The following is a 26,949-nucleotide window of genomic DNA, read 5'->3' as shown; positions in this document are numbered from 1 at the left end:
GGTCCACCGCCGGTGGTGTGTAGGTCATTGCAGGGACACGTCGTCCAGGTAGAGACCCTCGGTGCCCGAGGCCGTCTCGACATAGAAGCGGGCATTGGACAGGGTTCCGCTCCACGACACGGTCGCCGTACCGGTGAGCTGCGTCCAGCCGTTGGCGTTCACCGTCGCCGCCGGGGCGAGCTGGACGTAGTTCGTGGTGCCGTTGGCGGTCAGCGCCAGGGTGGGCCGGACCGAGGGGGTGCCGCTCTGCGAGCGTACCCAGAGGGTCGTGGTGTACGTCCGGCCGTTGGTCAGCGCCGAGGTCACTTCCTGGCTGGGGCCGTTCCACGAGCCGGTACGCCCGGAGTGCAGCAGTGACCGCGACCCACTGCGGACGACGTTGGTGGCCGAGGACAGGGTGCCGCTGCCGAACACTGACCAGCCGGTCGTGCCGTTCTCCATGGTGCCGTTGGTCAGCAGGTTTGCGCCGGTGACCGAACCGCCGGTGAACCGCCAGTTGTTGATGTTCAACAGGTAGCCGCTGCCGCCGGTGAAGCGAAGGTAGAGGTCGCGGGTGCCGGTGGCGCCGCTGACGGCGCACGAGGTGTTCGTCCAGTTCTGCCAGCCGCCGGTGCCGGGAACCGCGCAGGTGCCGACCAGGGGGCCGGTGGCGCTGTCCAGCCGCAGTTCGATGGTGCCGCCGCTGGAACCGGAGGCCACCCGGGCGGTGAAGGAGGAGGCCCCGGTGCCGAAGGCGACACCCCGGACCCGGATCCAGTCGCCGTTCTCGATCCAGCCGACGTTCACCCCACCTTCGCTGGAGGCCTCGGTCTCGATGCCGTTGCCCCAGTTGATGGTCTCGGCCTCCTGGGTGACGTACGGGTTCAGGGTGCCGATCTGGGGCACCCCGGCGCTGGTCATGTTCATCAGCGGGATCGACCCGTCGGCGTTGTAGGTGAAGCGTTCCACCGCCACCGAGCGGGTGTAGCCGCTGCCGCCGGGCAGGGCGCCGTTGTGGTAGAAGAAGTACGAGTTGCCGGCGTAGTCGATGATCCCCGGGTGGTTGGTGAAGCTGGCCCCCTGCCGGGGCATCACCGTCCCCCGGTAGGTCCACGGCCCGGTCGGACCGGGCGCGGTGGAGTAGCCGATGAACTCGCTGCAACACTCGGCCGCGAAGACGTTGTAGTAGACCCCGTTGCGCTTGTAGACCCAGGGACCCTCCTCGTACAGGGTCGGGCGGCTGGAGTTGCCGGTGCGGGTGCCGAACCCGGCCGTGGTCAGGGGGATCTGGGTCGGGCTGCCGGAGAAGGAGATCATGTCCTGGTTGAGCCGGACGTACCACAGATTCGGGTTGCCCCAGTAGAGGTAGGCCTGGCCGTTGTCGTCGATGAAGGCGTGCGGGTCGATCTCCCCGTTGCCGGTGAGCGGACGACCCAGGGCGTCCCGGAAGGGCCCGGTGGGTGAACTCGACACCCCCACCCCGATGACCATCTGCCCGTTGGACCGTTGCCGCACCGGCACGTACCAGTAGAACTGGCCGTTGCGTTCGATGACGTGCCCGGCCCAGGCGTTCGCGTCCGCCCAGGCGAAGGTGCTCAGGCTCATCGGCACCCCGTGGTCGGTCCAGTTCGACATGTCCGTGGTGGAGAAGACCCGCCACTCCCGCATGGTGAAGTACGTCGAGGCGTCCTCGTCGCGGCCGGTGTAGACGTAGAGCCGACCGTTGTGCACCAGGGGCGCCGGATCGGCGGTGTAGACGTGCTGGACGATGGGGTTGTCCGCCTTCGCCGGGGCGGCGAAGAAGGTCACGAGCAGCAGGGGTACGGCCAGCCAGGCGAGCCGACGCCGAACTCTGGCGCCGGGCAGCAGCGAGGGTACGGGTTTCACCATGGGCTCCTGAGGGTGGTGGTGGGCTTCGGGTCACCTGGCCGGTCCGGGACGGGACCGCTGTGACCGGGGTGACCGCTCGTGCCATCGGAGACAGTCGATGTTAGCGCCAACATCAAGTGCCTCTCGGGCTCCATCAGCCGCTCGTGACGCTAACATGTGAGCGATCACACAACAAGGCGTTCGTCGATCCCTGCGGGGATAGCCCGCGGTCCCGGGTGGGTGGCGGGTCAGTGCGCCGGTCACCCGGGCGGATACGGTGGCAGGCATGGCGGCGGTACGGGTGTCGGTGTGGCCCATCTGACCTGGCACGGGCACAGCACGGTGTGGCTCGAGGATTCCGGCGTGCGGCTGCTCACCGACCCCCTGCTGCGGGACCGGCTGGCCCACCTGCGGCGCAGACGTGGCCCCACCCCCCGACTGCCCGGCGCCCCGGACGCCGTACTCGTGTCGCACCTGCACGCCGATCACCTGGACTTCGCCTCGCTACGCCGGCTGCCCGCCCGGACCCCGCTGGTGGTGCCGGCCGGCGCCGCACCGCTGGTCCGCCGCAGGCTGGGCCCGGCCGTGGGCGACTGCATCGAACTCGCCCCCGGCCAGCAGACCACCATCGGCCGGGTCACGGTCCACGCCGTACCGGCGGTCCACCCCGCCGGCCGGGGTCCCTGGTCCCGGCAGCAGGCACCCGCCATCGGCTACCTGGTCGAGGGCGAGACCCGCACCTGGTTCGCCGGGGACACCGGCCTGCACGACCAGATGGCCGACCTGGGGCCGGTCGACCTGGCGTTGATTCCGGTCGGCGGCTGGGGCCCCACCCTCGGGCCCGGCCACCTGGACCCGCACGCCGCCGCCGAAGCGGTACGCCGTGCCGCCGCGGCCTGGGCGGTACCCATCCACTACGGCACCTTCTGGCCCGTCGGATGCGAACGGATCCGCCCGGACCGGTTCCTCGATCCCGGGGAGGACTTCGCCCGGCACACCGCGACCATCGCCCCCCGCACCCGGGTACGGGTGCTGCACCCGGGTCAGTCCGTCACCGTACCGCAGCGATGACCGCTACCCTCGGCGCGCTGGCCTGGCTGGCGGTGGTGGTGCTGTTCGGGGCCGTCGTCCCGGTGGTGCCGACCGGCGCGGCGGTCAGCGGTGCCGCCGCCCTCGCCGCACACCAGGATCCGTTGGTCGTGCTGCTCGTGGTGCTGGCCGGGGCCATCGGGGCCTACCTCGGTGACCTGGCGGTCTATCTGGCCCTGTGCTGGGGCGGGGAGCGCATCGCCCGGCGGCTGCGCTGGCTGCGCGGCCCGCAGCGACTGGACCGGGTCTCCGCCCGGGTACGCGAGTCCGGGGTGTCGCTGTTCCTGGTGTCCCGGCTGATTCCGGGCGGCCGGTTGCCGGTGCTGCTGGCCGCAGCGGTGTCCGGAGTGACCTGGCGTCGTTTCGCCGTGCTCAACCTGCCGGCCAGTCTGCTGTGGTCGGCCCTGTACGCCGCCATCGGCGTGCTGGGCCGGGCCGTCTTCCCGGAACCCTGGCAGAGCGTGATCGCCGCGATCGTGCTCGTGCTGCTGGTCAGCCAGGTACTGGGCTGGTGGGGACGGCGTCGGCAGGTGCCGGTGCAGCCACCGGCGACGCCGTAGCCGGCACCCGCCTCGGCCGGTGCACCCGGTCGGCGGAACCCGGCCCAGCCGGCTCCTCCGACGGCTCCACCGGGGTGATCTGCCCTGGGTCGATCGGCGGCTCGGCCAGGGCCGTCGGGTCCGGGGCGTCCGGGGCGCGCAGGTCCAGGTGGTGCAGCCACCGCAGCAGTTGGTGGTGCACCGCCTCCGGCCCGACCAGTTCACCCTCCTGTGGCCAGTCGGCGGGATGGATGAGCAGCGCCTCGTTCTGCCATCCGCCCAGCCCGCCATGGCTGCCGACCAACTCCTCGAAGGCCGGCACCTCCTCCAGACCGGGCTCCACGGCACTGATCACCACCAGGTCACCGACGTGCGCCATCTGCTGGTGGCGCAGCAGGTCATGGCGGGCTCGCGGCCCGTACGGTGTCAGCGGGTCCTCCCCCTCGACCCGGCCGTCGCGCAGCCGGTGGACCCCCCGCGCGCCGACGGCCAACGGGCCGGCGGCGGAGCCGACCACGACCAGGCCGATGCCGGGGTGTGCGGCCAGGCCGTCGATCAGCCCGGGGACCAGGGTGTCGACCCGGTCGCGGGTCAGCCGCCCCGGATGGCGGGCCAGGTAGATCATCGCCAGGTTGCCGGAGGCCACCACCACGGTCTCCGGCTCGGAATCCTCCACCGCCGACACGGGTTCGGTACGCTCGGCCGCCGGCACCGGCTCGGTGCGCTCGGCCGCCGACCGGACCGCCACCCGGGTCGCCGTGGCGGTCATCCCGCTGCGGCCGGTCACCTCGGTCAACAGCCGGTCGACCCGCTCCCACGTCTCGGGGCGCCCCGCCGACTCCTCGTCGGTGGGCTCCGGCAGGACCGCCTGGGTGGCGGTCAGTCGGCGGACCAACTGGGTCAGCGACTCGCCGTAGCGCTGGCGGAAGGTGGCGCCCTGACTCTGCCCGTGGTCACTGAGCACCACGACGTGGTAGCGCCGGGCCCCCTCGGCGGCCAGCCGTTGCAGGATGCCCAGGGTGTGGTCCAGCGCCTCCAGGGCCGCCATCGCCTCCGGCCGGGCCGGCCCCGCATGGTGGGCCACCTCGTCGTAGTCGACGAAGTCGCAGAAGACCACGGGGGCACCGCGGGCCATCTGCTCGGCGATGAGCGCCACGTTGAGGTCGTTGAGCAGATTGGCCAGGGGCCGCAGCGCCAGGTAGGCCCCCCGCCGGTCGGCCCTGGGCTGCACCCCCCGCACTCGCCGCCGTCGGGCCCCGTGCACATCGCGCAACACCTGACCGGCGCCGAGCACCAGGGCTCGGGCGAAGCCGTACGGGCTGGTCATGAAGGCCGCATAGCCCGGAGTGGAGCGCCCCGGCAGCCCGGCCCGGCTGATGGTGAACAGGCTGGTGGGGGCGTCACCGGAGAAGGCGGTGCTGATGCTGACCCCGCCGTCGCGCAGCAGACCCCGACCGGTGGAGACCCGCCGCTCGACCTCGGCCGCGTCCCGGGGACGACTGGTGACCACGAGCCGCCCCGGTGCACCCTCGGCGTCGGCCTTCTCGTACCAGCGGTAGGCCGGCACCTGGTTGACCTCGCCGTACAGCAGTCCGGCCTGAGCGGCCGGGGTGGTGGCCGGCAGCCCGGTGTGCCAGCGGGTCATCCGGTGACTGCCCGAACGCAGCCAGCGACCGATGGTGGGTAGGTTGCCCGCCCGCACCGCCCACTGCACCACCGGGGTGGCCACCCCGTCGAGCTGGATGATCAACAACCCCTCGGCCGGTTCGATGGTTTCGGTGGTCGCGACCGTACGCCGACGCCACCGTCGCCAGTGCGGACGGCCGTCCGCACTTCGGCGGACCCGACCCATCAGCCGCAGCATCTCACTGACGAACGAGTCGTCCGTGCCGGCGTCGGCCAGCCAGTTCACCAGCGCGGCGAGCGCCACGGCCAACCAGGCGGCGGCGAAGGCCACCGGGAACCCGGCCACCTGCGCCTCCGGGGCCAGCCGCAGCGCCACGTACATCACCACGGCCTGCACCCCCACCCCGATGGCCAGGGCACCCAGCCCGCCGAGGGCGGTGGCCAGCGCCAGCAGCAGAGGGCGTAGCACCGCGCCGACCGCGGTGACCAGACAGACCAGCCACAGCAGGCCCACCAGGCCGGTGGTGTTCACCCCGGGCAGCAGCCAGAAGGTAGCGCTGAGCACCACGAACGAGGTGGTCATGCTGCGCAGCAGCGCCCGCATCCGGGCGAGGGTCGGCCGGTGGTAGTCCCGCAGCAACCGCAGGCCGAGCCGAACGGTCTCGGGTCGGGCCTGTCCGGCAGCCACCTGCGGTTCCATCCCGTCACCATGCCACAACCGAACCAACAAGATCCAAAATGCCGAGGGTACGGGTGGTGGCCTGGACGGGGGCGTGGGTCAGCCGGTGCACTCCTCGACCTCGGCGAGCAGCGATTCCGGGGCGCGCATCCGCCAGGCGTCCGTGACCAGTTCGGCGAGACGGTCGGCGTCCACCTGCGCCAGACGCAGCATGACCAGGGGTAACCCCTCGTAGCCGGCGGTGGTGAAAAACTTGTCCGGTTCGCCCAGCAACAGCGCCTGCTTCTCGGCCTCGTCGCCGACGTACAGCACGGCGATGTCGGTGCGGATGACGCGGGGCTTGCCGGGTCGACGCTCGGGGTAGGACCAGACGAAGCCCTTGTCGGCCACCCGGAAGTCGAAGCCCGCGCTGTCGATCTCCACCACCTGGGGCAACGCCAGCGCCAGACGCCGTACGTCCTCGGCGTCAGCCATGGGGGCCTCCACCGGCCACTGCCTGCTGCATACCGCCCAGGCTAGTGGGTGACGCCGGTGGTGGGGTGATCGACTCCGTTACGCCGAAACGGCGGCTTCCCGCCCCTGCGCACCCCGCCGTTTCGGCGATACGGCGGCGGGGCGGGCCCCCACCCCCGCCCGGTCTCAGCGGGCGGAAAGGGCCCTCTCCAGCTGGGCCTTCGACATCGAGGAGCGGCCTCGGATGCCGCGCTGGCGGGCCTCGTTGTAGAGCTGTTCCTTGGTACGCCCCTGCGCCCCGCGGTGCGACCGCTTGCCGCCCCGGTGGCCGGAGGAGACGTCGTCGAGCGACGATCGGCTCGCGGTACGCGACTCGCCGGCGCGGGCCCGCTCCTTGTTCACCGTACGGGCGGCGATCTCCTCGGCGCGGCGCTCCCCCACCCCGCGCTTCTCGGCGCTGGCCTTGATGTGTTCGTACTGCCGTTCCCGCTTGGGACTCGACCCTGCTGGCATCGGTTGCCTCCCACCACCTGGGACGTCTCTCTCGGGCAGACATGCCCCGGTCCAGCGGGGCCAAACATATCGACGGTCTACCTGCCCGGCGACACCTCGACCGGAAACGGTCGACCTGCCCGGCGACACCTCGACCGCAAGGGGTCCTCACAAGACACGTCGGCTGTGATTCGTAGGGAAACACCGGATTCGGCGCGGGCCTGCTCCGGCATAGCGTCGCAAGATGCTCAGCAATGCGTTCGCCGGCCGGGTCGACGCGGCCGTCATCCGTCGTGGGTCGGCCGGTGTGCTGGCCCTGATCTGTGCCGTCGTGCTGACCGCCGGATGCAGCGGGGTCAAGCTGCCGGGTGGCGGCGGGGCGGCCGACGACCGGTACGGGTACGCCCCGAAGCCGGACGACTCCGTGGTCTACCAGCCGGAGGTGGTGCTCGTCGAGGGCGGCAGCAAGATCATCCGCTCGGTCAGCGACGACGGATTCACCTATGTCATCGACGGGGACGCACCGGGGGCGGAGGACCTGGAGCCCGGCAGGATCATGTTCGCCACCAGTCAGGCGGTCGGCCGGGTGGTACGGATCCAGAAGTCCGGCGGCGACCGGGCGGTCACCCTGGCTCCGGTGCAGTTGACCGAGGTGATCCGGGACGCGGACATCACCATCGACCAGCCGCTGGATCTGACCACGCAGCAGTTCGGTGCGCTACCCGACCTGCTCGGCGAGGTGGTCGAGCAGGAGGCGCCGGCCACCCCCGTGCTGCCCGACGCGGCGCAGGCCACCGGCCTGACCGGCAACGCCATCGGCCTGGGCGGGAGCGCATTCGGCTCAGGGAGCGGTGCGAGCAGCCTGGGCGCGGACCCCGTCGGGCTGTCCGACCTGCGCCTGGCCGTACCCCCGATCGTCCTGGGGCCGGCGCGGGCCCCGGGCGGGGCGGGTGCGGCCCACAGCATGGAACGGAAGATCGGCGGGTGGGGTGTCACCGCGTACGCGGGCCGGACCAAGGTGGGTCTGACCGCTCAACACGGTACGGCCGCCTCCGGCCTCAAGGTCGACTTCGACATCCAGTTGCTGCTCGACAACCTGCGGCTGTCCGGGAAGGTGAAGGTGACCAACGGGGTGATCCCCCATCCCCGGTTCCGCATCGACGGGGTGCAGGGTCTGGCCATCACGATCGCGGCCGGCGCCCAGGGCGGGTTGAGCGACAACAAGAAGGCGCGGATCGAGCTGCCGATCGAGTTGAGTCAGCCGATCATCATCGGCGGCTTCCCGGCCACCCTCAAGCAGACCTTCAAATTCCTGGTCCAGACGGCCTTCACCGCCAAGAACGGCAACATCTCGGGTACCGGCCGATGGGGGCTGACCGGCCCGATCGGTTACGAGGGAGGCACGGTGCTCACCCCGACTTTCTCCGTGCAGGAAAGCATCATGCAGTCCCTGCGCGGGGTGTCGGTGGGGGTCGAGGCGATCGTGGTGGCCGCGGAGTTCCGCTTCGGTCTGATGCTCGGCCTACCGGTGGCCGGCGCCGGTCCCTTCGTCGGCGTGGTGGCCTCCCTGGGGTTGACCAACGGTTCGGCGGCCGGCCGGGTTGGTCTGCCCCTGGCCGGGCCGGCGGTGAAGTGCCGGGGCACCACTCTGGTGGTGGCCGCCCGGGCCGGTGAGGGCCTCAACGTCTCCCAGCCCTTGGCCAAGGCGATCGAGATCGTGCTGGGGGTGCCGATCCCGAAGGAGGCGACCTTCGTCAGCAAGGACATCATCAACCGTACGGTCGTCGAGCCGGACGTACCACTGTGTCGGGACTGACCCGGACCACCAAGGGCTCCGGCCCGGCGGACGACCGCCGGGCCGGAGCTTGTGGTGCTGTTACAGGTACCGGATCAGTGCTTGTGCACGCCGCCGGTGACCTTGCTCTTGTGGACGTGGCAGTGCTTGTGGTCCATGTCCTCGGTCTTGACCTTGCCCTTGACGGTGCTCTCCACGATCGACACCACCGAGGCCTTCTTGGCGTCGATGGAGCCGTTCACCGTCGAGTTGAAGATGATCAGGCCAGCGCCGTCCTTGACCTTGATCGAGCCGTTCTGGATCGCCCCGTCCATGCAGGTGATGCCGGACTTGACCTCCAGGTTGCCCTTCTTCTGCTTACCGGTCAGCACCTTGGTGCAGGCCGGGTAGCTGGGCTGGGTCTGCGGGTTCAGCTCCTGGAAGGCGATCGCCCGCGCGTTGTTGGTACGCGGGTCGTCCAACTTGAGGACGTCGAAGCCCTTCTGGATGTCGTTCGAGTAGATGTAGCCGTTGTTCCAGTACGCCGACCAGGATCCACCGAGGATGGTGCGGGTGTCCGACAGCGGACCCCGCTCCCAGTAGGCGATCTCGAACGGGTTGGCGGAGTCGGTGAAGTCGATCACCGAGATACCGCCCTGGTACCACGCCTGGACCATGATGTCGCGGCCCATGGCCGGGATCAGCGAGCCGTTGTGGGCGACGCAGTTCTCCCGGGTGCTGTTCTCCCGCGGGATCTTGAAGTAGCTCTTGAAGACCAGCTGGCGGTTGGCCCCGGAGCCGACGATGTCGTAGATCGCGTTCGCGCCCTGGTTGTCCCGGTAGGCCGGGGTGCAGATCGCGCCGCTGCCGCCACCGAGCTCGTCGGTGAACAGCACCTTGGTGCCGGCGTTGTTGAACGTGGCCGAGTGCCAGAACGCGAAGTTCGTGTCCTGGACCTGGCTCAGCACCACCGGGTTCTCCCGGTCGGAGATGTCCATCAGCACACCGTCACCCATGCAGGCGCCGGCCGCGAGGTCCAGCTCCGGGTAGGCGGTGATGTCGTGGCAGCCGCTGGTGCGGGCGCCGCCGCCGTCCGGGAAGAGCACCGGAGTGGACACCACGGAGGCGCTGGTCGGGTTCGCCAGCGGAACCTTGATGATCGAGATCTTGTCGTGCGGCGTCTTGCAGTACGCCGCGGTCGCCGACGGGCTGTACGACTGGACGTAGACGTAGAGGTCCGTCGCCTTGACCGTCTTGGCCTTCTTGCCCTTGCCGACGACCTTGTCCTTGCCGGGGACCAGCGTCAGCGTGTGCGAACCGCAGTCGGTGCGGACCGACTTGATGTACCGCGGGTTCGCCTTGTCGCTGACGTCGAAGATCCGGACGCCCTCCCAGTGGTCCGGGTTGGCCACCGAGCCGGCGCCGCTGTTGCAGGAGTCGTCGCTGCGTGCCGAGTCGACAGCGAAGAACAGCAGGTCACCGAAGACCGAGGGGTCACCCTGGCCACCGGGGCAGATGACCTGGCTGACCACCTGCGGCGAGGCCGGGTTGCTGACGTCGTAGACGTTGAACCCGTTGTAGTTGCCGGCGAACACGTGGTCGCCCTGGAAGGCCAGGTCGCTGTTGTACGAGGACTCGGCGGCGAGGCCACCGAACTTCGGCACGTTGGCGATCTGGGTCAGGTTGGGGCTGCTGACGATCTCGTCGACGCCCGGGATCACGTTCGCGGCGGCGCTTGCCGGCGCCGCCGCGATCGTGCTGAGCAGCAGGGCACCGGTAGCGGCCAGGCCGAGGACGGCCTTCCGCTTTCCGCGCGCGGTCGGTTGTGACATGTAGTAACACCCTTCGTCGTGGGTGAATCGGGGGTAGCGGGACGATAACCTGGCGAACCGAGAATTTTTGTGATTTGGGCCACAGTAGACCACACACCATGATCACGATTAGGCAACACCGGGAGCACGAACAACCGCAGGAACGACTAATGACGCCTTTTCCTCGTCACCAACCCCTGCTGTCATATCCGCAGGTCGCGTTACGATCCCGGCCAAGCTAGGTCCACGGCGGGAGGCAACTCGTGCAAGGCGTACGGATAGGCAAGGCTCTCCGCCAGTCGCGGACGGTCGTCCTCATCGAACTGGCGGTGCTGGCGGTGGCCGTCGTCGGGGCGGCGGTGCTGTTCCTGCTGCCGGAGGACAGATCGGAGCCGGCGGCGACCGCCAGCCCCACGCAGTCGATCGACTCCCCCGGCCTGCCGGACTCCACCGCACCGGTGTTGATGCCCGGCCGTCCCGGTGAGGCGGCCCGGACAGCGCCGGCGAACGAGGTGTCGGCCCTGCCCCGGGACCCGCACAACAACACCGACGTCCGATTCATGACGATGATGATCCCGCACCACGAGCAGGCCCTGGTGATGGCCCGCCTGGTCGCCGACCGGGCCGAGAAGGAGCAGCTCAAGCGCATGGCGGCGCGGATGCTGGCGGTCCAGGAATCTGAGATCAAGTACATGGAGACCTGGCTGGCCGAGCGGGGACTGGACCGCAACTCCGGCGGCGACCACCGCCACACCATGTCCGGCATGCAGACGGCGGAGGCGCTGAACCGGCTGACCGCCGCTCGCGGGGCGGAGTTCGACCGGATGTTCGTGACCATGATGACCGAGCATCACGAGGGCGCGATCAAGATGGCCGACGAGGTGCTCGTGCTGGGCAGCGATCGCCTGGTCAACGAGCTGGCCAGCAGCGTGATCGTGGAGCAGAACGTCGAGATCAACCGGATGCGGGAGGCTCTGGCGGGCAGCTGACCTCCGGGCGGGCCACACCGGTCGACCCGACGGCGCTCGTCGCGACCGGTGAAGGTGTCGGGGGTGGCCGATAGCGTGCGGCTGACACCGACGAAAGGGGCCTGTGATGGCCGAGCCCACCCTGTCCGCCGAGCGCGCCGACCTGCTGGAGACCCTGCAACTGCACCGCTTCTTCCTGCGGAACACCACTCGCGACCTGACCGATGAGCAGATCGCCCTGCGCAGCACCGTCAGCGAGCTGTGCCTCGGCGGGCTGATCAAGCATGTCGCCGGCATCGAACGGAGCTGGGTGGACTTCATCCAGGTCGGCCCGACGGCATTTCCGGGCATCACCGACACGGCCGCGATGGAGCAGCACGCGAAGCGGTTTCAGGTGTCACCCGGCGAGACCCTGGCCAGCGTGCTCGCGACCTACGACGAGGCCGCCAAGCAGACCGACGACCTGATCCGCACCCTGCCGGATCTGGATCTCAGCCAGCCGCTGCCCGAGGCACCGTGGTTCGCTCCCGGGGCCCGCTGGTCCGCCCGTCGGGTGCTGCTGCACCTCATCGCCGAGACCGCCCAGCACGCCGGCCACGCCGACATCGTCCGCGAGGCCATCGACGGCGCCAAGAGCATGGGCTGACCGGCCGCGAGCGCTACGGCTGTCGGATGCCGACCAGGACCCTGGACGATCGTCGTCGGTCCGGTGGATCATCGCCTGGCATACTCGGCGGGCTAGGTCGGGCCGAAGATGGTGGTGGGGTGCAGTTCCGGGTGCTGGGGCCACCGGAGGTGGTCCGGGACGGGCAGGTGGTGCCGCTCGGCGGGCCGAAACAGCGGGCGTTGCTGGTGCTGCTGCTGCTTCGGCCGAACCGGTTCGTCGCCACCGACTGGCTGGTCGACGCCCTGTGGGACGGCCGACCCCCGCCCAGTGCCGAGATCACCCTGCGCACCTACGTGGCCGGACTGCGTCGGGCCGTGGAGCCGCACCGCTCCCCCGGCGAGGCGGCCCGGGTCCTCTGTAGCCAGCCGAAGGGCTACCAGCTGCGGGTGGACCCCGACGCCATCGATGCCGTCCGGTTCCGACGACTGGTGGACCGGGCGGCCGACCGGCTGAGCGCCGGGGCACCCGCGATCGCCGAACGCGACTACCTCGACGCCCTACGGCTGTGGCGAGGCGAGCCGATGACCGGGGCCACCGAGTTGACAGTGGTGCGTCCTGAGGCGGCGCGGCTGACCGAGCTGCGGCTCAGCGCCGAGGAGGGCCGGTTCACCGCGGCCGTCGCCGCCGGTCGGCACGCCGCGGTCCTCGCCGAGCTGCGCCAGTTCGTGGCCGACCACCCGGTACGCGAAGCCGCCCGCGCCCAGTTGATGCTGGCGCTGTACCGGGCCGGGCGGCAGACCGAGGCGTTGGCCGCCTACGACGAGGGGCGCCGGATCCTGGCCGACGAGTACGGCATCGATCCGGGGGTGCAGCTGCGTGAGCTGCACGCCTCGATCCTGGATCAGGCGGTCGAGCCGGCCGCCGGCCCACCGGTCCTCCCCCGTGCGGGCACCGGCGATCAGACTGCCGTGCTGTCCGCCTCGGACACCCCCGGCGCCCCCCTCGTACCGAGGGCTCCCGGCGATCCGGCGGGCCCGCTGGTGGGTCGGGGCGCGGAGCTGACCCGGCTGGTGGCGGCGCTGACTGCGGCGACCCGCGAGCACGGCCGCACCGCCGTGCTGGTCGGCGAGCCGGGCATCGGCAAGACCAGTCTGGCCACCAGGGTCACCGCCCTCGCTCGGGCCGAGGGGGTGGCGGTGGTGTGGGGGCGCTGTCCCGATCTCGGGCAGGCGCCGCCGTTCTGGTTGTGGCGGCAGGTGGTGCGGGCCCTGGTCGCCATGCCGCAGGTCGGGACCAGCGGATCGGTACGCGGCCTCGACGGGTTCGCCGTCGGGCCGGCCCACGATCCGACCGGCGAGGTGGCCCCCGATCCGGCGGCCCGGTTCCAGGCGTACGAGGCGGTGGCGGAACTGGTCCGCGCGGCGGCCGAGCCGGCCGGGCTGCTCGTCGTGCTGGACGACCTGCACGCCGCCGACCCGGATTCCCTGCTGCTGCTGCGGTTCCTCGTCCCGGCCCTGGCCGGGACCCGCGCGCTGGTCCTGGCCACCCTGCGGCCGTACGAACACGACCCGGCGCTGGTGGCCACGGTGGCGGAACTGGCCCGCGGACCGGGATTCGATCAACTGCGGCTGACCGGGCTGCCGGCGCAGGCGGTGGCCGACCTGGTGCGGCAGCGCACCGGGGCCGCACCGGCGGAGCCGGTGCTGGCGCGGCTGGTCGACCGGACCGGCGGCAATCCCTTCTTCATCACCGAACTGCTGCGGGCCCGAACCGACCCGGCCGGCGCGGACCTGCCACCGAGCATCCGGGACACCGTCCGGCTGCGCCTGGGCAGGCTGCCCGCACCGGCCCGCGACTGTCTGGCCCTGCTGGGAGTGGCCGGGCACGATCTGGACGCCACCACGATGGCCGAGGTCCTCGGGGTGCCGGCCGAGGGGATCGCCGAGGCGCTGAGCGCGGCCTACACCGCCGAGTTGGTGGCCGAGGCCGAGCCCGGCGCGGTGTGGTTCCGGCACCCCCTGTTCGCCGAGGTCACCTACGCGCAGCTGCCCCCGCCCCGGCGGGCCGCCCTGCACGCCCGGTTGGCGCAGGCGTACGAGCGTTCCGGGGTCGTCGGCCCGGCCGAGTTGGCACACCACTACGGGCGGTCGGTCGGTCTCGGACACGAGGAGAAGCATCTGCGGTGGACCCTGGCTGCGGCCGACGACGCCACCCGCCGGTTCGCCTACGAGGACGCCCTGGGTCACCTGGACCGGGCGGCGCGGCGGCTGGCCCGGATGGCCGCCTCCCCGGCGGCGGCCCGCACCGAGCTTGAGGTGCAACTGCACCGGGCCGCCCTGCTGCAGATGACGGTGGGTGTCGGTGCCGACGCCGTCGACCAGGTCTGTGCCCGGGCCCGTGACCTACTGGCCCTGGTCGACCCGCAGACCGATGTGCGACCGGCCCTGTGGGCGCTGGGTGAGCTGGCCGCCAACCAGGCCGACTACGCCGGTAGCGCCGAGCTGGCCGAGCGGCTGGCCGACGGCGATGGTACGGAGCTGACCGTAGCGGCCGGTGAGTACCTGCTCGGTGTGGTCGGCTACTTCACCGGACGGCTGGAGGTGGCCGAGGAGCGGCTCACCGCCGCTATCGACCGGCTTCGGGGGGTCGACGCCCGGCAGCTCGGCCGACAGGTGGGTCGGCTGCCGGTGCTGGCCGCCCACAACTTCCGGGCCCTGGTCCGGTCCCTGCGTGGTGACCCGGAGGCGGCCCGACGGGACATCCGCGACGCCGAACTGCTCGCCGAGCAGGTGGACGACCTGTACGGCCGGGCCAACGCCGCCTTGTTCGCGGCCTGGATGGGGCTTCAGGAGCGGGAGGTGCCGATCGTGCGGGCCGCCGCCACCCGATGCCGGGAGATCGGCGCGGCGCACGGTATGCCGCACTTCGTGGCCACCGGTGAGTTCTTCCTGGAGTGGGCTGCCGCCCGCGACGGCGCACCCGAGCGGCTGGCCGCGATGCGGGCAGCCGCGGAGGCCATCTACCGTCCCGGGCTGCGCGCCACCCGCACGGTCACCTACGGCGGGATGGCCGATGCGTACCTGGCCGCCGGTGACCACGACACCGCGGCGGAGCTGGCGCGGGAGGGACTGGCCGTGGCCGACCGGTTCGGCGAGACCGTGTTCGCCGCCGAACTGCACCGGGTACGCGGTCTGGCCCGCGAGGATCCGGCCGCGCTGGCCACCGGCGCCCGGCTCGCCGCAGACCAGGGCGCCGGTCTGCTGCTCGCCCGGTTCCCACCGCCGTTCAACGGTTTCTCCACGGTCGGCCCCTGATCACCTCCACACCGTCTCCACGGGCCTTCCACCCCCGGTTGCTGTGCTGACCCGGTCAGATCCGCGCCCGGGCTCCGGGCGGTCCGTGGGAGGAACAGTCATGAAGCCCGCTCAGTCGGCACCGCAGCCGGCAGCCGTAGAGGTCGATGTCGTGGTGGTCGGATGCGGTCCGGTCGGGGCGTTGACCGCCAACCTGCTCGGTCTGCGCGGGGTGAGCACCCTGGTGGTGGAGCGCAGCACGACACCCCACGGTCAGCCCCGGGCCTTCTCCTGTGACGACGAGGCGCTGCGGATCTACCAGCAGGTCGGCCTGCTGGACTCCATCGGTGCCGACCTGCACCAGCCGACCCGGGCCGACTATCTCAACGCCGCCGGCCGCACCTTCGCCACCATCGACTTCTCCGAGGTCGACTTCGGCTTCGGCCACGCCCCGCTGAACTTCTTCGACCAGCCTCGGCTGGAGGGGGTGTTGCGTGCCGGGCTGGACCGCTACGACCACGTGGAGCTGCGCCTGGGCACCGAACTGGTGAGCCTGTACCAGGACGAGGAGCGGGTGCACCTGGTGCTGCGCGACGTGCGCACCGACCAGTCGTACCCGGTGCGGGCCCGGTACGTGCTGGGCTGCGACGGTGCCCGCAGCACCACCCGGGCGGCGGTCCACATCCCACTCGCCGGGGCCAGTTACGCCGAGCCGTGGCTGGCCGTCTCCGGTGAGGTGCCGCCGGAGGGGATCCGCCGGGCGCACACCACCTTCGTCTGTGACTGGCGACGACCGGCCTTCGTCTCCCCCGGTGCCCGGGGTAGCTACCGGGCCGAGTTCATGCTCCAGCCGGGCGAGACCGAGGCCGAGATGACCCGACCGGATCGGGTCGCCGCCCTGGTCGAGCCGTATGTCGATCCGGCCCGGTTCACCGTCACCCGGGCGGTGATCTACACCTTCCACCAGCTCATCGCCCGGCGGTGGCGGGAGCGTCGGGTGTTCCTGCTGGGCGACGCCGCTCATCAGATGCCCCCCTTCCTCGGTCAGGGGTTGTGCAGCGGGCTGCGTGACGCGGCGAACCTGACCTGGAAACTCGCCCTGGTGCTCGACGACGAGGCGGACCCGGCCCTGTTGGACACCTACGAGACCGAACGGCGTCCGCACACCGCGGCGATGGCCGCCACCAGCGTTCGGCTGGGGCGGGTGTTCCTGGCCCGCGACCGTCGCGCGGCCTGGCTGCGGGACACCGCGCTGCGAGCCGCGCAGACCGTGCCCCGGGTCCGCCGGTTCGTGCGACGTTTCGAGTTCAAGCCCCTACCGGCGTACGACCAGGGGTTGTTCGCCGGTGGGCGGCGTGACGGCGCGGTGGGCACGATGTTCCCGCAGCCGCGGGTGGCCCTGCCCGGGTCGAAGGTTCCGGTGCTGCTGGACGAGGTGCTGGGTGCCGGTTTCGCGGTGCTGGGGACCGAGGTACCGGCCGACGGCCCGGGTCGGCCGCCGGTTCGCGCGATCGTGGTGCATCCGGGCGACACCGCCGGCCCGGCGTCGTCCGGGGCCGAGCCCGCCGATGAGCGGGTCCATGTCATCGACATCGACAACGTGATCATCCCCTGGCTGCGGCGGCACCGCTGTGAGGCGGTGCTGCTGCGGCCGGATCGTTTCGTCTTCGCCCTCGGCTCCACCGTGGAGGTGCTCGGCGCGCTGGCGGGGGCCCTGCGAGGGTCCAGGTCGGTGGGTCAGGCCGCGGCCGCCTGACCCACGAGGGTGGACCGAACGGACGGCATCAGCCTCCCATTCAGACTTTCGCACGTCAGTGGGGTGAGTGGGGGTGCCGCCGGCCCGGTGACCAGGTCTAGCATGTGGATCATCAACCCCCAACCCCCTGGTTGACTTCGGCCAACAGCCGAGTGAAGGGAATTTACGTGCGTCGAACCCCCCATCTAGCCCTGGTGGGCGTGGGCGTGACCGGTGCCCTGGTGCTCAGCGCCAGCCCGGTCTCCGCGAAACCCGCGCCCGCCGCCACCCCCGGCATCGTGGTAGCCGACGGCATGACCCAGCCGGTCTTCTCCTTCGCCGACGCGATCATCGAGCGGGTGTACGTCGAGACTCCGCTGGACACCGACAGCGACGGCCGCCGTGACCGGGTGGCGATCGACATCTCCCGCCCCAAGGAGACCGCCACCGAAGGCTTCAAGGTGCCGGTCATCTTCGAGCACAGCCCGTACCGCAAGGGCACCTGGGGCAGCGTGCCCTACCACAGCGTGCTGGTCGACGACCTGCCGCAGAACGGCCTGACCCGCCGGTCCGCCTCGCTGTCCGCCGAGGACGAGACCCAGGGCGCGGTGACCAAGCCCAACCTGCCCGGTCAGCTGGACGACTACTACGTGCCGCGCGGGTACGCGGTGGTGCTCGGCCAGAGCGTCGGCACCGGCGACTCGGACGGCTGCCCGACCAGCGGTGACCAGGCCGAGACCCTCGGCACCAAGGCGGTCATCGACTGGCTCAACGGCCGGGCCAAGGGCTACGACGCCGACGGCGCACCGGTCAAGGCCGGCTGGAGCACCGGTGCGGTCGGCATGACCGGCGCCTCCTACAACGGCACCCTGCCCAACCAGGTCGCCACCACCGGGGTCAAGGGCCTCAAGACCATCGTCCCGGTCGCGGCGATCAGCAGCTGGTACGACTACTACCGGGCCAACGGCCTGGTCGTCGCGCCCGGCGGCTACCAGGGCGAGGACGCCGACATCCTGGCCAAGTACACCGCCGGTCGGGCCCGCTCCGAGGGCCACTGCGCCGACGAGATGGCGAAGCTGACCGAGGAGCAGGACCGGGTCACCGGCGACTACTCCAAGTTCTGGGCCGACCGGGACTACCTCGACGCCAAGAAGGTCAAGGCCAGCGTCTTCGTGGTGCACGGTCTCAACGACTGGAACGTGCGCACCGAGCAGTTCGCCGGCTGGTGGGACGAGCTGGCCAAGCACAAGGTGCCGCGCAAGATCTGGCTGCACCAGGGTGGGCACAGCTCGCCCGGCAACACCGCCGCGGTGACCCTGCCGGACGGTCAGACCTGGACCTACAAGCAGACCGAGAACCGCTGGTTCGACTTCTGGCTGTGGAACGTGCCCAACGGCATCATGAACGAGCCCACCGCCGTGGTGCAGCGTGAGAACCGGGTCAACGCCACGTACGCCAACTGGCCGGACCCGGCCACCCGTGAGGTGAAGCTGGAGTTCGGTGCCACCGACTCGACCAGCCCGGGCACCCTGACCGCCGGTAAGCGGCCCAAGGGCGCCACCACCGAGCAGAGCTTCGTCGACAACGGCCGCACCCTGTCGCCGAACTCGCTGGTCGCCGCGCCGGACGTGGCCAGCCCCAACCGGCTGGTCTACCGCACCCCGGAGCTGGCCCAGGAGGTCCGCATCTCCGGGCGGGCCGAGATGCGGCTGCGGATGGCGATCGAGAACAAGCCGAACGCCAACCTGACCGCGTACCTGGTCAACTACGGGCCGGAGGGCTCGACCGCCGCGCCGACCGTGGTGACCCGGGGATGGCTGGACCCGCAGAACCGCAAGAGCGCCTCGCGCAGCGAGCCGCTGAAGCAGGGCAAGCTGTACGACTTCAAGTGGACCCTGGAGCCGAAGGACTACGTCTTCCCGGCGGGTAGCCGCATCGGTGTGGTGGTCTTCTCCACCGACCAGGCGTACACCCTGCTGCCGTTGGGCGGCACCGAGTTGCGGGTCGCGCCCAAGCACAGTGAGCTGCACCTGCCGGTGGTCGGCGGCAAGAAGGCCCTCGTCTTCTAGTCGGTAGCCCACCACGTACGACCCACGGGTCCGCCATCGGTACACAGGTGGCGGACCCGCTCGTTCTCACCGAGGCCCTCGCAGAGTCACATGATCTTGGCTATTGCCAAGGATGTGCAACAAGCTAGGCTGCTCGGCATGAGCCCCGAACCCTCTCCGTCGCAGGACGCCGGCCAACACCAGGTGCCCGCACCCGCCCGGGCCGTACGACGGTCCCTGTTCCTGCACTCCGGCCTGCGTCGCCGCCCGCAGGAGATGCTGCGCGCGATGCTGTCTCAGGTCGACGCTGACACGCCACCCAACGGCCCGGACGGCCCGGTGGCCGTGCTGGAGCGGCGGATCGCCTCGCTGCTCGGCAAGGAGGGTGCCCTGTTCTTCCCGTCCGGGACGATGGCCCAGCAGGTCACCCTGCGCATCCACGCCGACCGCCGGGGGCATCGGGCGTTCGCCGCCCATCCGCAGAGCCACCTGGAGGTGTGGGAGCACCGTGGGTACGCCGTCGTGCACGGCCTGCGGTGCCACCCGGTCGGCGACCGGCACCGACTGATGGGCCTGGAGGACCTAACCGCCATCGGCGAGCCGCTGGCGGCGGTGCTCTGGGAGCTTCCGCAGCGCGACATCGGCGGGCTGCTGCCGGAGTGGGCGGACCTGGTCGCCCAGACCTCGGCGATGCGCGAGCGCGGCGCGGCGATCCACCTCGACGGCGCGCGGCTGTGGGAGGCCCAGACGTACTACGCGCGGCCGTTCGCCGAGATCGCCGGCCTGTTCGACACCGCGTACGTCTCGCTCTACAAGGGGTTGCAGGGCACCGGTGGTGCGGTGCTCGCCGGGCCTTCCGATCTCCTGGCGGAGGCCCGGGTCTGGCGGCGCAGGCTCGGTGGCGACGTCTACGACGCCTGGCCACTGGCGCTCGCCGCCCTGCACGGCCTGGACACCCACCTGCCCCGGCTGCCCGCCTACCGTGACCACGCGCTGGCGATCGCGGCGGCCATCACGGCCGACGGGGTGGCCCGGGTGGTGCCGGACCCGCCGCAGACACCGCTGTTCCACGTGCACCTGCCCATGGGCCCGGCCGCCGCCGAGCAGGCAGCCGAGGCCCTGCTCGCCGACACCGGGGTGGAGTTGTTCGGCCGTACCCGGTCGGCGCCGGACCCGGACCGGTGTTCGTTCGAGGTGACCGTCGGGGAGAACGCCATGGCGTTCACTCCCGAGGAGGTCGTCAGCCTCCTGCACCAACTGGTCGAGCACGCCACCTGACGGTCGAGGGTCAGCTGCGAAGGGTACGCAGGATGCGGGTCAGCTCGGCCCGGTCGGCGTCGTCGAGGTGCCCGAAGAAGCGGTCCGCCGCCGCCCGGCGCGCCGCGCGGATCTCGGTGCCGACCCGGTGGCCCTCCTCGGTGAGCGCGACCAGGGTGGCCCGCCGGTCGGCCGGGTCGGGTCGCCGACCGACGAGCCCGCGTGCCTGAAGATCGTCGATGACCTCGGTGGCCGAGCGGGGCGCGATGCGCAGGTGCTCGGCGATCGCGCCGGGGCGCGCCTCCCCGAGCCTCGCCAACACCCCGAGCGCCCGGGACTGGCTGGGGGTGACCGCCCACGGCGCTAGGGCCTCCCGCGTCTGCCGGCGCAACCGTGACGCCACCGCCCTGAAGGTCTCCGCCAGGCTCTCGTCGCCGTCGCCGTCGCCGCCGGTGATGGTGGGCTCGGTCACCGGAATACCGTAACACGAGATACGGTTGCACCCTCATAGAGAGGTAACCTCAACATCTGATCCCGACGGAAGGCGGTTCCCTTGGAACCCATCCCCAACGGCCGCGACCGTGGCCACCGCACACTCAGCGCCGAGGAGAAGGCGCAGGCACGCCAGGTGTCACTACGCCGCATCGGCCGGCTGTTCACCCCCCACCGGCCCGCGCTGGCCATCGTCACCGCGATCATCGTGGCCTCCTCGATCATCGCGATGGCCACCCCGTTCCTGCTGCGTGCGGTGATCGACCAGGCGTTGCCCGAAGGCGACGTGACCCTGCTGGTCTGGCTCGTCCTCGGCATGGTCGCGGTGGCAGCCGTCACGGCCGTCCTCGGCGTCGTGCAGACCTGGATCTCCACCCGGGTCGGTCAACAGGTCATGCACCGGCTGCGCACCGACGTCTTCCGCCACCTCCAGCAGCAGTCGCTGGGCTTCTTCACCCGCACCCGCACCGGGGAGGTGCAGTCCCGGATCACCAACGACATCGGTGGGATGCAGTCGGTGGTCACCTCCACCGCCACCGCCGTGGCGTCCAACCTCACCACCGTGGTCGCGACCGCAGTGGCCATGGTGGCGCTCTCCTGGCAGCTCTCCCTGGTCTCGCTTGTCGTGCTGCCACCGGCGATCTGGCTGACCCGCCGGGTCGCCCGGATGCGCCGGGAGATCACCGCCCAACGCCAGCGTGAACTCGCCGACCTCAACGTCACCGTCGAGGAAGGGCTGTCGATAAGTGGGGTGCAGCTGGCCAAGACCCTCGGCACCGGGCCCGCCCTGATCGACCGGTTCACCGCCTCCTCCGCGCGGCTTGTCGACCTGGAGCTGCGCAGCGAGCTGGCCGGTCGCTGGCGGATGGCCACGATGAGCATCATCTTCACCGCCGTACCGGCCGTCATCTACCTCGCCGCCGGCCTGCCCGGGACCGCCGGCACGCTGAGCATCGGCACCCTGGTCGCCTTCACCGCCCTGCAGAGCGGCCTGTTCCGGCCGCTGACGGGACTGCTCAACGTGGGCGTCTCGCTGGCCGCCTCGCTGGCACTGTTCGCTCGGATCTTCGAGTACCTGGACCTGCCGGTCGACGTGGCCGACCCCGCCGAACCGGTAGTCCTCGACCCCACCCGGGTACGCGGGCACCTGCGCTTCGAGGACGTCACCTTCACCTACCCCGGCAACGACACCGCCGCGCTGGCCGGGATCAACCTCGACGTACCCGCCGGCTCCCGTCTCGCCGTGGTCGGTGAGACCGGCTCCGGCAAGAGCACCCTCGCCGCGTTGGTCAGCCGGCTGTACGACCCGACCGCCGGCCGGGTCACCATCGACGGCGTGGGCCTGCGTGACCTGCGGCTGGCCGATCTGGCCGCGATCGTCGGCGTGGTCAGTCAGGAGACGTACCTGCTGCACAGCACGGTCCGGGAGAACCTGCGCTACGCCCGGCCGGACGCCACGGACGCCGAGATCGAACAGGCCGCCCGCGCAGCCCAGATCCACGACCTGATCACCAACCTCCCCGACGGGTACGACACGATGGTCGGCTCGCGCGGCCACCGGTTCTCCGGCGGCGAGAAGCAGCGCCTCGCCATCGCGCGTACGCTGCTGCGTGACCCGCGGATCCTGGTCCTGGACGAGGCCACCAGTGCGCTGGACACCGAAACCGAACGGGCCGTGCAACGGGCCTTCGACGTGCTCGCCGAGGGGCGTACCACGATCACCATCGCCCACCGGCTCTCCACTGTGCGCAACGCCGACCAGATCGTGGTGCTCGACCACGGCCGGATCGTCGAGGCCGGCGACCACCACAGCCTGAGCGACCGCAACGGTCGCTACGCCAGCCTGGCGGCATGAGGCCGGGCCGGATGGTCGGCGCCGTCCCGACATGACGGTCCGACGGCACGACGGCACCTTCGGATGCTGCCGGACGGCGACAGGCCTGGGATGATCGGCGGGATGGCCGGATCACTCTTCGCTACCAGCGACCTTCATGTGGCGTACACGGACAATCGGCGGATCGTCGACCGGATCGAGCCGGAGTCGGCGGACGACTGGCTGATCGTCGCCGGTGACGTCGGTGAACGCTTCGCGGACATCGAAGCCACGCTGCGCCTGCTGAGCAACCGGTTCGCCCAGGTCATCTGGGCGCCCGGCAACCACGAACTGTGGACCCACACCGCCGATCCGGTACGCCTGCGCGGCGAGCACCGGTACCGGGAGCTGGTCCGGATGTGTCGGGACATCGGGGTCCTCACCCCGGAGGACGACTACGCCGTCTGGCACGGGCCGGGCGGGCCGGTGACGATCGCGCCGCTGTTCCTGCTCTACGACTACACCTTCCGGCCGCCGGGAGCGGCCACCAAGGAGGAGGCGCTGCGGCAGGCGTACGCCAAGGGGGTGGTCTGCACCGACGAGATGCTGCTGCATCCGGACCCCTATCCGGACCGGGAATCCTGGTGTCACGCCCGGGTGGCGCAGTCCGAGCGTCGGCTCGCCGCCACGGACCCGGCCCTGCCGACCCTGCTGGTCAACCACTGGCCGCTGGTGCGTCAGCCCACCGAGGTGCTGTGGTACCCGGAGTTCGCCCAGTGGTGCGGGACGGTGCTCACCGCGGACTGGCACGTCCGGTTCCGGGCCGCCGCGGTGGTCTACGGTCACCTGCACATCCCCCGCACGACCCACTACGACGGCGTACGGTTCGAGGAGGTCTCGCTCGGCTATCCCCGGGAGTGGAAGCCCAGGGGGCCGGCCCCCGACCCGCTGCGCCGGATCTTCGGGGCACCCCCCGACCGGCCCGGGGCCCCCGGTCAGTAGCCGATCGTGCGGTGCAGGCGCAGGAAGGTCTCGGTGAAGCCGAGCCTGGGCCAGGTGCGCGACGACAGCAGGTTGGTCACCCGCCAGTCGGTGACCACGCAGTCGAAGCCGCTGTCGACCGTCCAGTCGAGGACGGCGGTGCCGAGGGCCCGACCGGCACCGGCCCCACGGGCGGACGGGAACACCGCGGCGAAGCCGAGGAACCCGGCGTTGTCCGGGCAGGCCGGGCCCAGGTGAGCGCTCGACTTCTCCAAGGCACACCCGATCGCGGAGCCGACCACCTTGCCGTCGCGGACGGCGACGAAGGTGGCGTACTCCGGGTCGTCGATCTCCTCGGCCCAGTCCTCCAGGCTCTCCTCGACGGTGCCGACCCGGCCGGCCGAGAAGGTCGGGGACAGCCCCTGGTGCATCGGTAGTTCCAGGTCGAGCCGGGCCAGGTCCGGGATGTCGGCCCGGGTGGCCCGACGCACCGACAGCCCTGCCGGCAGGGGTGCCACCGCCGGCCTGGTGGCCGGTCGGACGGCGTGTGCGTGCTGCTGGCCGAAGCCCAGCCGGAACCAGGCCCGGACCAGGTCCTCGTCATGGGCCGGCACGACCACATAGTGCGCGGTGCGGCCCTCGTCGACCCAGCGGGTAGCGGCGGCGGCGTACAGGTCGCGCATCATCTCGGCGTCGGTGCTCGCCTGCCCGGCCGCTTCGACCCAGATGTTCGGCCCCCACAGCGGCGAGGTCTTCGGCGCACCGAGCACGAAGCCGACCGGTACCCCGGCCCGGATCGCCACCGCCCCGGAGGCTTCCGGGGTCTCGAAGGCGGCCCTCACCTCGGCGACGGCGGCCTCCGGTGTCTCGAAGCGCGCGGACAGCAACGGCTGTGCGGCGCGGTGCCGACGGTGCCGCTGGGCCAGCAGTTCGCCGCAGGCCGTCAGGTCACCGGCGGCCAACGGCCGAATCTCCGCAGGGCTCATGGGGCGCCACCCTAGTGCCCGCCAGCACACCCTGTCACCGGGTTTTCCGTCCCGCCCAGTCGGCTCAGCGGGCCCCTGGTCGACCCCTGCCCGATCTCCCTACCTATCGGTAGGTAGGCTGGTGACATGACCCCGGAGCCCATCGTGCAGACCACCGATCTCACCAAGATCTACAAAACCCGCCGAGCCCTGGACGGTCTCACCCTCCGGGTCGAGCCGGGCAGCCGCTTCGTCGTACTCGGGCACAACGGCGCGGGCAAGTCGACCCTGCTGGAGATCATCGCCACCCTGCGCGTGCCGACCAGCGGCTCGGTGCGGGTCGGCGGATTCGACACCGTGACCCAGCCCCGCGAGGCGGGACGCCTGATCGGCCTGGCGCCGCAGTCGAACGCCCTGGACCCGCTCGCCACCCCGGCCGAGGTCCTCGACTTCCAGGCGGTGGCCCTCGGGTTGGGGCGTCGGCAGCGGACCCACCGCACCCGCGATCTGCTGGACCTGTTCGACCTGGGCGAGCACCGCGCCTCCCGGGTGGCCACCCTGTCCGGCGGCACCCGCCGGAAACTGGACCTGGCCGTGGCCCTCGTCGCCGAGCCCAGGCTGGTGATCCTGGACGAGCCGACCACCGGCCTGGACCCCCTGGCCCGCCTCGACTTCTGGGCCGAACTGACCCGACTCAACCAGGGCGGCACCACCCTGCTCATCTCGACCCAGGACCTGCACGAGGCCGACGTCCTGGCCACCGACATCGCGGTGCTGCGCGACGGAAAGCTCGTCGCCCAGGGCACCCCGGCCTCCCTCAAACAACGGGTGGGCACCCGCACCCTGACCCTGGAGTTGACCAGCGAGGCCGCCGCGAAGGCTTTCGTCGCCCACTCCCGGATCGGCTTCCGCGCCGACGAGGAGCACGGCGACCGGGTACGCCTGAGCATCTCCGAGGACCCGGCGGCGCTGCGTGACGCCCTGGACGAGATCCGTGACCTCACCGGCGACCTCACCGGACTGCACCTGCGCGAGCCCTCGCTGGACGACGTGTTCGTCGCCCTGGCCGCCCGCTGACCCCCACCTGCACCGAAAGGCATCCGATGACCCTCCCGCCGGCGGTCGCCCCGCCCCGCCGTACTCCGGCTCCGGTCGTTCTCGCCGCCGTACGGCGATCCACCCGGGCCGTGCTCCGCTCGCCCGCGCTGCTGATCTCACCGGTCGCGCAGAGCCTGTTCTTCCTGCTCGTCTACGCCGGGCAACTCACCACGGTCGGCAGTTCCTACCTGCACGGGACGAACTTCATCGCCTTCCTGCTGCCGCTGATCCTGCTCACCGGGGTGGCCACCGGGGCGGGCGCCGCCGGTACCCTCGTCCTGCGCGACCTCACCAGCGGTTACCTGGACCGCCTGCGGCTGGCCCACGGCAGCACGGTGCCGTTCCTCGTCGGCCCGGTCGTCGCCGCCCTGCTGGCGGTCATCGTGCAGATGGTCGTCACGGTCCTCGGCGCGGCCCTGATCGGTTACCGTCCGCAGAGCTGGCCCGGGGTCCTGGCGGTGTTCCTGTTGATGGCGGCCCTGGGGCTCGGGGTCGCGCTGCTGAGCACCGCACTGGCCATCCGGTCGGTCTCGGCCTCCACCACCGGCCTGGTCACCCTCGCCGTGTTCGGCCTGTCCTTCTTCACCGGGGTCTTCGCGCCGGTGGACGACCTGGCCACCTGGATGCGGGTGATCGCGCTGGTCAACCCGCTGACCTATATCGTCGAAACCGCCCGTCAGCTCGGTGGCGGCGAGCCGCTGACCGCCGCCCCGGCCGGTGTGGCCGCAGTCGCCGTCCTGATCGTCGCCGGGGCAGCCGCCTGTGCCCTGGCCCTGCGCACCGCTAGGAAGAACCGATGAGTCCGCACCTCGACACCCGCGTCCAGATCATGGACGCCTTCGCCGAGCAACTGGCCGCGACCGGCTACCCGGGCATCTCCCTGGCGCAGGTGGGGCGGACCGTCGGCATCCAGAAACCCTCCATCTACCACCACTTCCCCGGCGGCAAGGAGGACCTCTACATCGCGGTCGCCGAACGCTACGTCCAGGCCGTCGGTGGGCAGGTCGCGGCCGCCCTCGCCGACCACGATGAGGTCGAGCAGCGGCTGCACGCGCTGGCCACCGTGGTCGCCGGGCAGAAGGGTGAGGCGATCACCTTCGAGCAGCGCATCTACGACGCCCTTCCCCTGGTCAGTGAGGCGACCCGGGACCATGTCTCGGCCCGCTATGTGGCGCTGCTGCTGACTCCGGTCACGGAGTTCTTCACCGAGGCGCGGCAGGCGGGCCTGGTCGCCGGGGAGCCGGAGTTCCTGATGAACGCCTTCCTGCACCTCGCCCGCGCCGCCGACCTGACCGACGACACCGGCCCGACCCGGATCGTCGCCCTCTTCCTCGACGGCGCCCGCCCCCGCAGCACCGGCTGACCAGCCTCCCGGGCTGCG

The 26,949-nt window shown here is 71.3% G+C and carries 20 protein-coding genes and 1 pseudogene; 14 read left to right on the top strand and 7 right to left on the bottom strand.

Annotated features, from left to right (window positions below; translation table 11 throughout):
* Nucleotides 1–24: 24 nt before the first annotated feature.
* Nucleotides 25–1,866 carry a family 43 glycosylhydrolase gene (locus ACLQ2T_RS15400; RefSeq protein ID WP_425766812.1) on the bottom strand — a complete coding sequence of 614 codons (1,842 nt, stop codon included), beginning with the start codon at nt 1,864–1,866 and terminating at the stop codon, nt 25–27.
* A 291-nt stretch (nt 1,867–2,157) separates the two neighbouring features.
* On the opposite strand from ACLQ2T_RS15400, the gene ACLQ2T_RS15395 reads away from it, so the two are divergent.
* Both ACLQ2T_RS15395 and ACLQ2T_RS15390 read left to right on the top strand, forming a co-directional pair.
* The gene (locus ACLQ2T_RS15395; RefSeq protein ID WP_425766811.1) at nt 2,158–2,919 is read left to right on the top strand and encodes an MBL fold metallo-hydrolase; all 762 of its coding nucleotides are present in this window, start codon (nt 2,158–2,160) and stop codon (nt 2,917–2,919) included.
* A complete protein-coding gene (locus tag ACLQ2T_RS15390; RefSeq protein ID WP_425766810.1) occupies nt 2,916–3,497 on the top strand; it encodes a DedA family protein in 582 nt (193 codons plus the stop codon). Before ACLQ2T_RS15395 ends, ACLQ2T_RS15390 begins: the two co-directional genes overlap by 4 nt.
* Here ACLQ2T_RS15390 and ACLQ2T_RS15385 read toward each other — a convergent pair.
* The 3 genes from ACLQ2T_RS15385 to ACLQ2T_RS15375 form a co-directional block, all read right to left on the bottom strand.
* Nucleotides 3,430–5,802, bottom strand: coding sequence for an alkaline phosphatase family protein (locus ACLQ2T_RS15385; protein WP_425766809.1), 2,373 nt, complete (start codon nt 5,800–5,802; stop codon nt 3,430–3,432). The genes ACLQ2T_RS15390 and ACLQ2T_RS15385 overlap by 68 nt on opposite strands.
* 78 nt (nt 5,803–5,880) lie before the next feature.
* Nucleotides 5,881–6,255, bottom strand: coding sequence for an MmcQ/YjbR family DNA-binding protein (locus tag ACLQ2T_RS15380; protein ID WP_425766808.1), 375 nt, complete (start codon nt 6,253–6,255; stop codon nt 5,881–5,883).
* Between the two features lie 165 nt (nt 6,256–6,420).
* Nucleotides 6,421–6,747 (bottom strand): plasmid stabilization protein, encoded by a 327-nt coding sequence (locus ACLQ2T_RS15375; protein WP_425766807.1) that lies wholly within the window; start codon nt 6,745–6,747, stop codon nt 6,421–6,423.
* Between the two features lie 223 nt (nt 6,748–6,970).
* On the opposite strand from ACLQ2T_RS15375, the gene ACLQ2T_RS15370 reads away from it, so the two are divergent.
* A complete protein-coding gene (locus ACLQ2T_RS15370) occupies nt 6,971–8,542 on the top strand; it encodes a hypothetical protein (protein WP_425766806.1) in 1,572 nt (523 codons plus the stop codon).
* Nucleotides 8,543–8,916: 374 nt separating this feature from the next.
* On the opposite strand, the pseudogene ACLQ2T_RS15365 reads toward ACLQ2T_RS15370, so the two are convergent.
* Nucleotides 8,917–10,332, bottom strand: a pseudogene (locus ACLQ2T_RS15365) (LVIVD repeat-containing protein); the annotation flags it as partial.
* Between the two features lie 242 nt (nt 10,333–10,574).
* On the opposite strand from ACLQ2T_RS15365, the gene ACLQ2T_RS15360 reads away from it, so the two are divergent.
* From ACLQ2T_RS15360 to ACLQ2T_RS15335, 6 genes are all read left to right on the top strand, one after another.
* Nucleotides 10,575–11,300 carry a DUF305 domain-containing protein gene (locus ACLQ2T_RS15360; protein ID WP_425766804.1) on the top strand — a complete coding sequence of 242 codons (726 nt, stop codon included), beginning with the start codon at nt 10,575–10,577 and terminating at the stop codon, nt 11,298–11,300.
* 106 nt (nt 11,301–11,406) lie between these two features.
* A complete protein-coding gene (locus ACLQ2T_RS15355; protein ID WP_425766803.1) occupies nt 11,407–11,925 on the top strand; it encodes a DinB family protein in 519 nt (172 codons plus the stop codon).
* Between the two features lie 26 nt (nt 11,926–11,951).
* A complete protein-coding gene (locus ACLQ2T_RS15350) occupies nt 11,952–15,200 on the top strand; it encodes a BTAD domain-containing putative transcriptional regulator (protein ID WP_425766802.1) in 3,249 nt (1,082 codons plus the stop codon).
* A 100-nt stretch (nt 15,201–15,300) separates the two neighbouring features.
* Entirely contained in the window at nt 15,301–16,935 is a 1,635-nt protein-coding gene (locus ACLQ2T_RS15345) for a bifunctional 3-(3-hydroxy-phenyl)propionate/3-hydroxycinnamic acid hydroxylase (RefSeq protein ID WP_425766801.1), read from the top strand.
* 167 nt (nt 16,936–17,102) lie between these two features.
* Nucleotides 17,103–18,983 carry a Xaa-Pro dipeptidyl-peptidase gene (locus ACLQ2T_RS15340; protein WP_425766800.1) on the top strand — a complete coding sequence of 627 codons (1,881 nt, stop codon included), beginning with the start codon at nt 17,103–17,105 and terminating at the stop codon, nt 18,981–18,983.
* A 138-nt stretch (nt 18,984–19,121) separates the two neighbouring features.
* Nucleotides 19,122–20,240, top strand: a complete 1,119-nt coding sequence (locus tag ACLQ2T_RS15335; protein ID WP_425766799.1) for a threonine aldolase family protein — start codon at nt 19,122–19,124, stop codon at nt 20,238–20,240.
* A 10-nt stretch (nt 20,241–20,250) separates the two neighbouring features.
* On the opposite strand, the gene ACLQ2T_RS15330 is transcribed toward ACLQ2T_RS15335, so the two are convergent.
* Complete coding sequence (locus tag ACLQ2T_RS15330) at nt 20,251–20,691, bottom strand: MarR family winged helix-turn-helix transcriptional regulator (RefSeq protein WP_425766798.1); 441 nt, start codon at nt 20,689–20,691, stop codon at nt 20,251–20,253.
* Between the two features lie 81 nt (nt 20,692–20,772).
* On the opposite strand from ACLQ2T_RS15330, the gene ACLQ2T_RS15325 reads away from it, so the two are divergent.
* Nucleotides 20,773–22,566, top strand: a complete 1,794-nt coding sequence (locus tag ACLQ2T_RS15325) for an ABC transporter ATP-binding protein (protein ID WP_425766797.1) — start codon at nt 20,773–20,775, stop codon at nt 22,564–22,566.
* Between the two features lie 102 nt (nt 22,567–22,668).
* Nucleotides 22,669–23,526: a metallophosphoesterase family protein gene (locus ACLQ2T_RS15320; protein ID WP_425766796.1), complete on the top strand. Its 858-nt coding sequence runs from the start codon at nt 22,669–22,671 to the stop codon at nt 23,524–23,526.
* On the opposite strand, the gene ACLQ2T_RS15315 is transcribed toward ACLQ2T_RS15320, so the two are convergent.
* The gene (locus ACLQ2T_RS15315) at nt 23,520–24,491 is read right to left on the bottom strand and encodes a GNAT family N-acetyltransferase (RefSeq protein ID WP_425766795.1); all 972 of its coding nucleotides are present in this window, start codon (nt 24,489–24,491) and stop codon (nt 23,520–23,522) included. The genes ACLQ2T_RS15320 and ACLQ2T_RS15315 overlap by 7 nt on opposite strands.
* 126 nt (nt 24,492–24,617) lie before the next feature.
* Between ACLQ2T_RS15315 and ACLQ2T_RS15310 the strand changes: the two genes are divergently transcribed.
* From ACLQ2T_RS15310 to ACLQ2T_RS15300, 3 genes are read left to right on the top strand one after another with little or no spacing between them, the layout of a single operon-like run.
* Entirely contained in the window at nt 24,618–25,547 is a 930-nt protein-coding gene (locus ACLQ2T_RS15310) for an ATP-binding cassette domain-containing protein (protein ID WP_425766794.1), read from the top strand.
* A gap of 26 nt (nt 25,548–25,573) precedes the next feature.
* Nucleotides 25,574–26,368: an ABC transporter permease gene (locus tag ACLQ2T_RS15305; RefSeq protein ID WP_425766793.1), complete on the top strand. Its 795-nt coding sequence runs from the start codon at nt 25,574–25,576 to the stop codon at nt 26,366–26,368.
* Nucleotides 26,365–26,931: a TetR/AcrR family transcriptional regulator gene (locus ACLQ2T_RS15300; protein ID WP_425766792.1), complete on the top strand. Its 567-nt coding sequence runs from the start codon at nt 26,365–26,367 to the stop codon at nt 26,929–26,931. The genes ACLQ2T_RS15305 and ACLQ2T_RS15300 overlap by 4 nt, the downstream gene beginning before the upstream one ends.
* The last annotated feature ends 18 nt before the right edge of the window (nt 26,932–26,949 follow it).

This window comes from Micromonospora sp. DT229, from assembly GCF_049844505.1.
Classification (GTDB): Bacteria; Actinomycetota; Actinomycetes; order Mycobacteriales; family Micromonosporaceae; genus Micromonospora.
The sequence above is the reverse complement of the archived record's forward strand: the minus strand, read 5'-3'. Positions and strand labels throughout refer to the sequence as shown.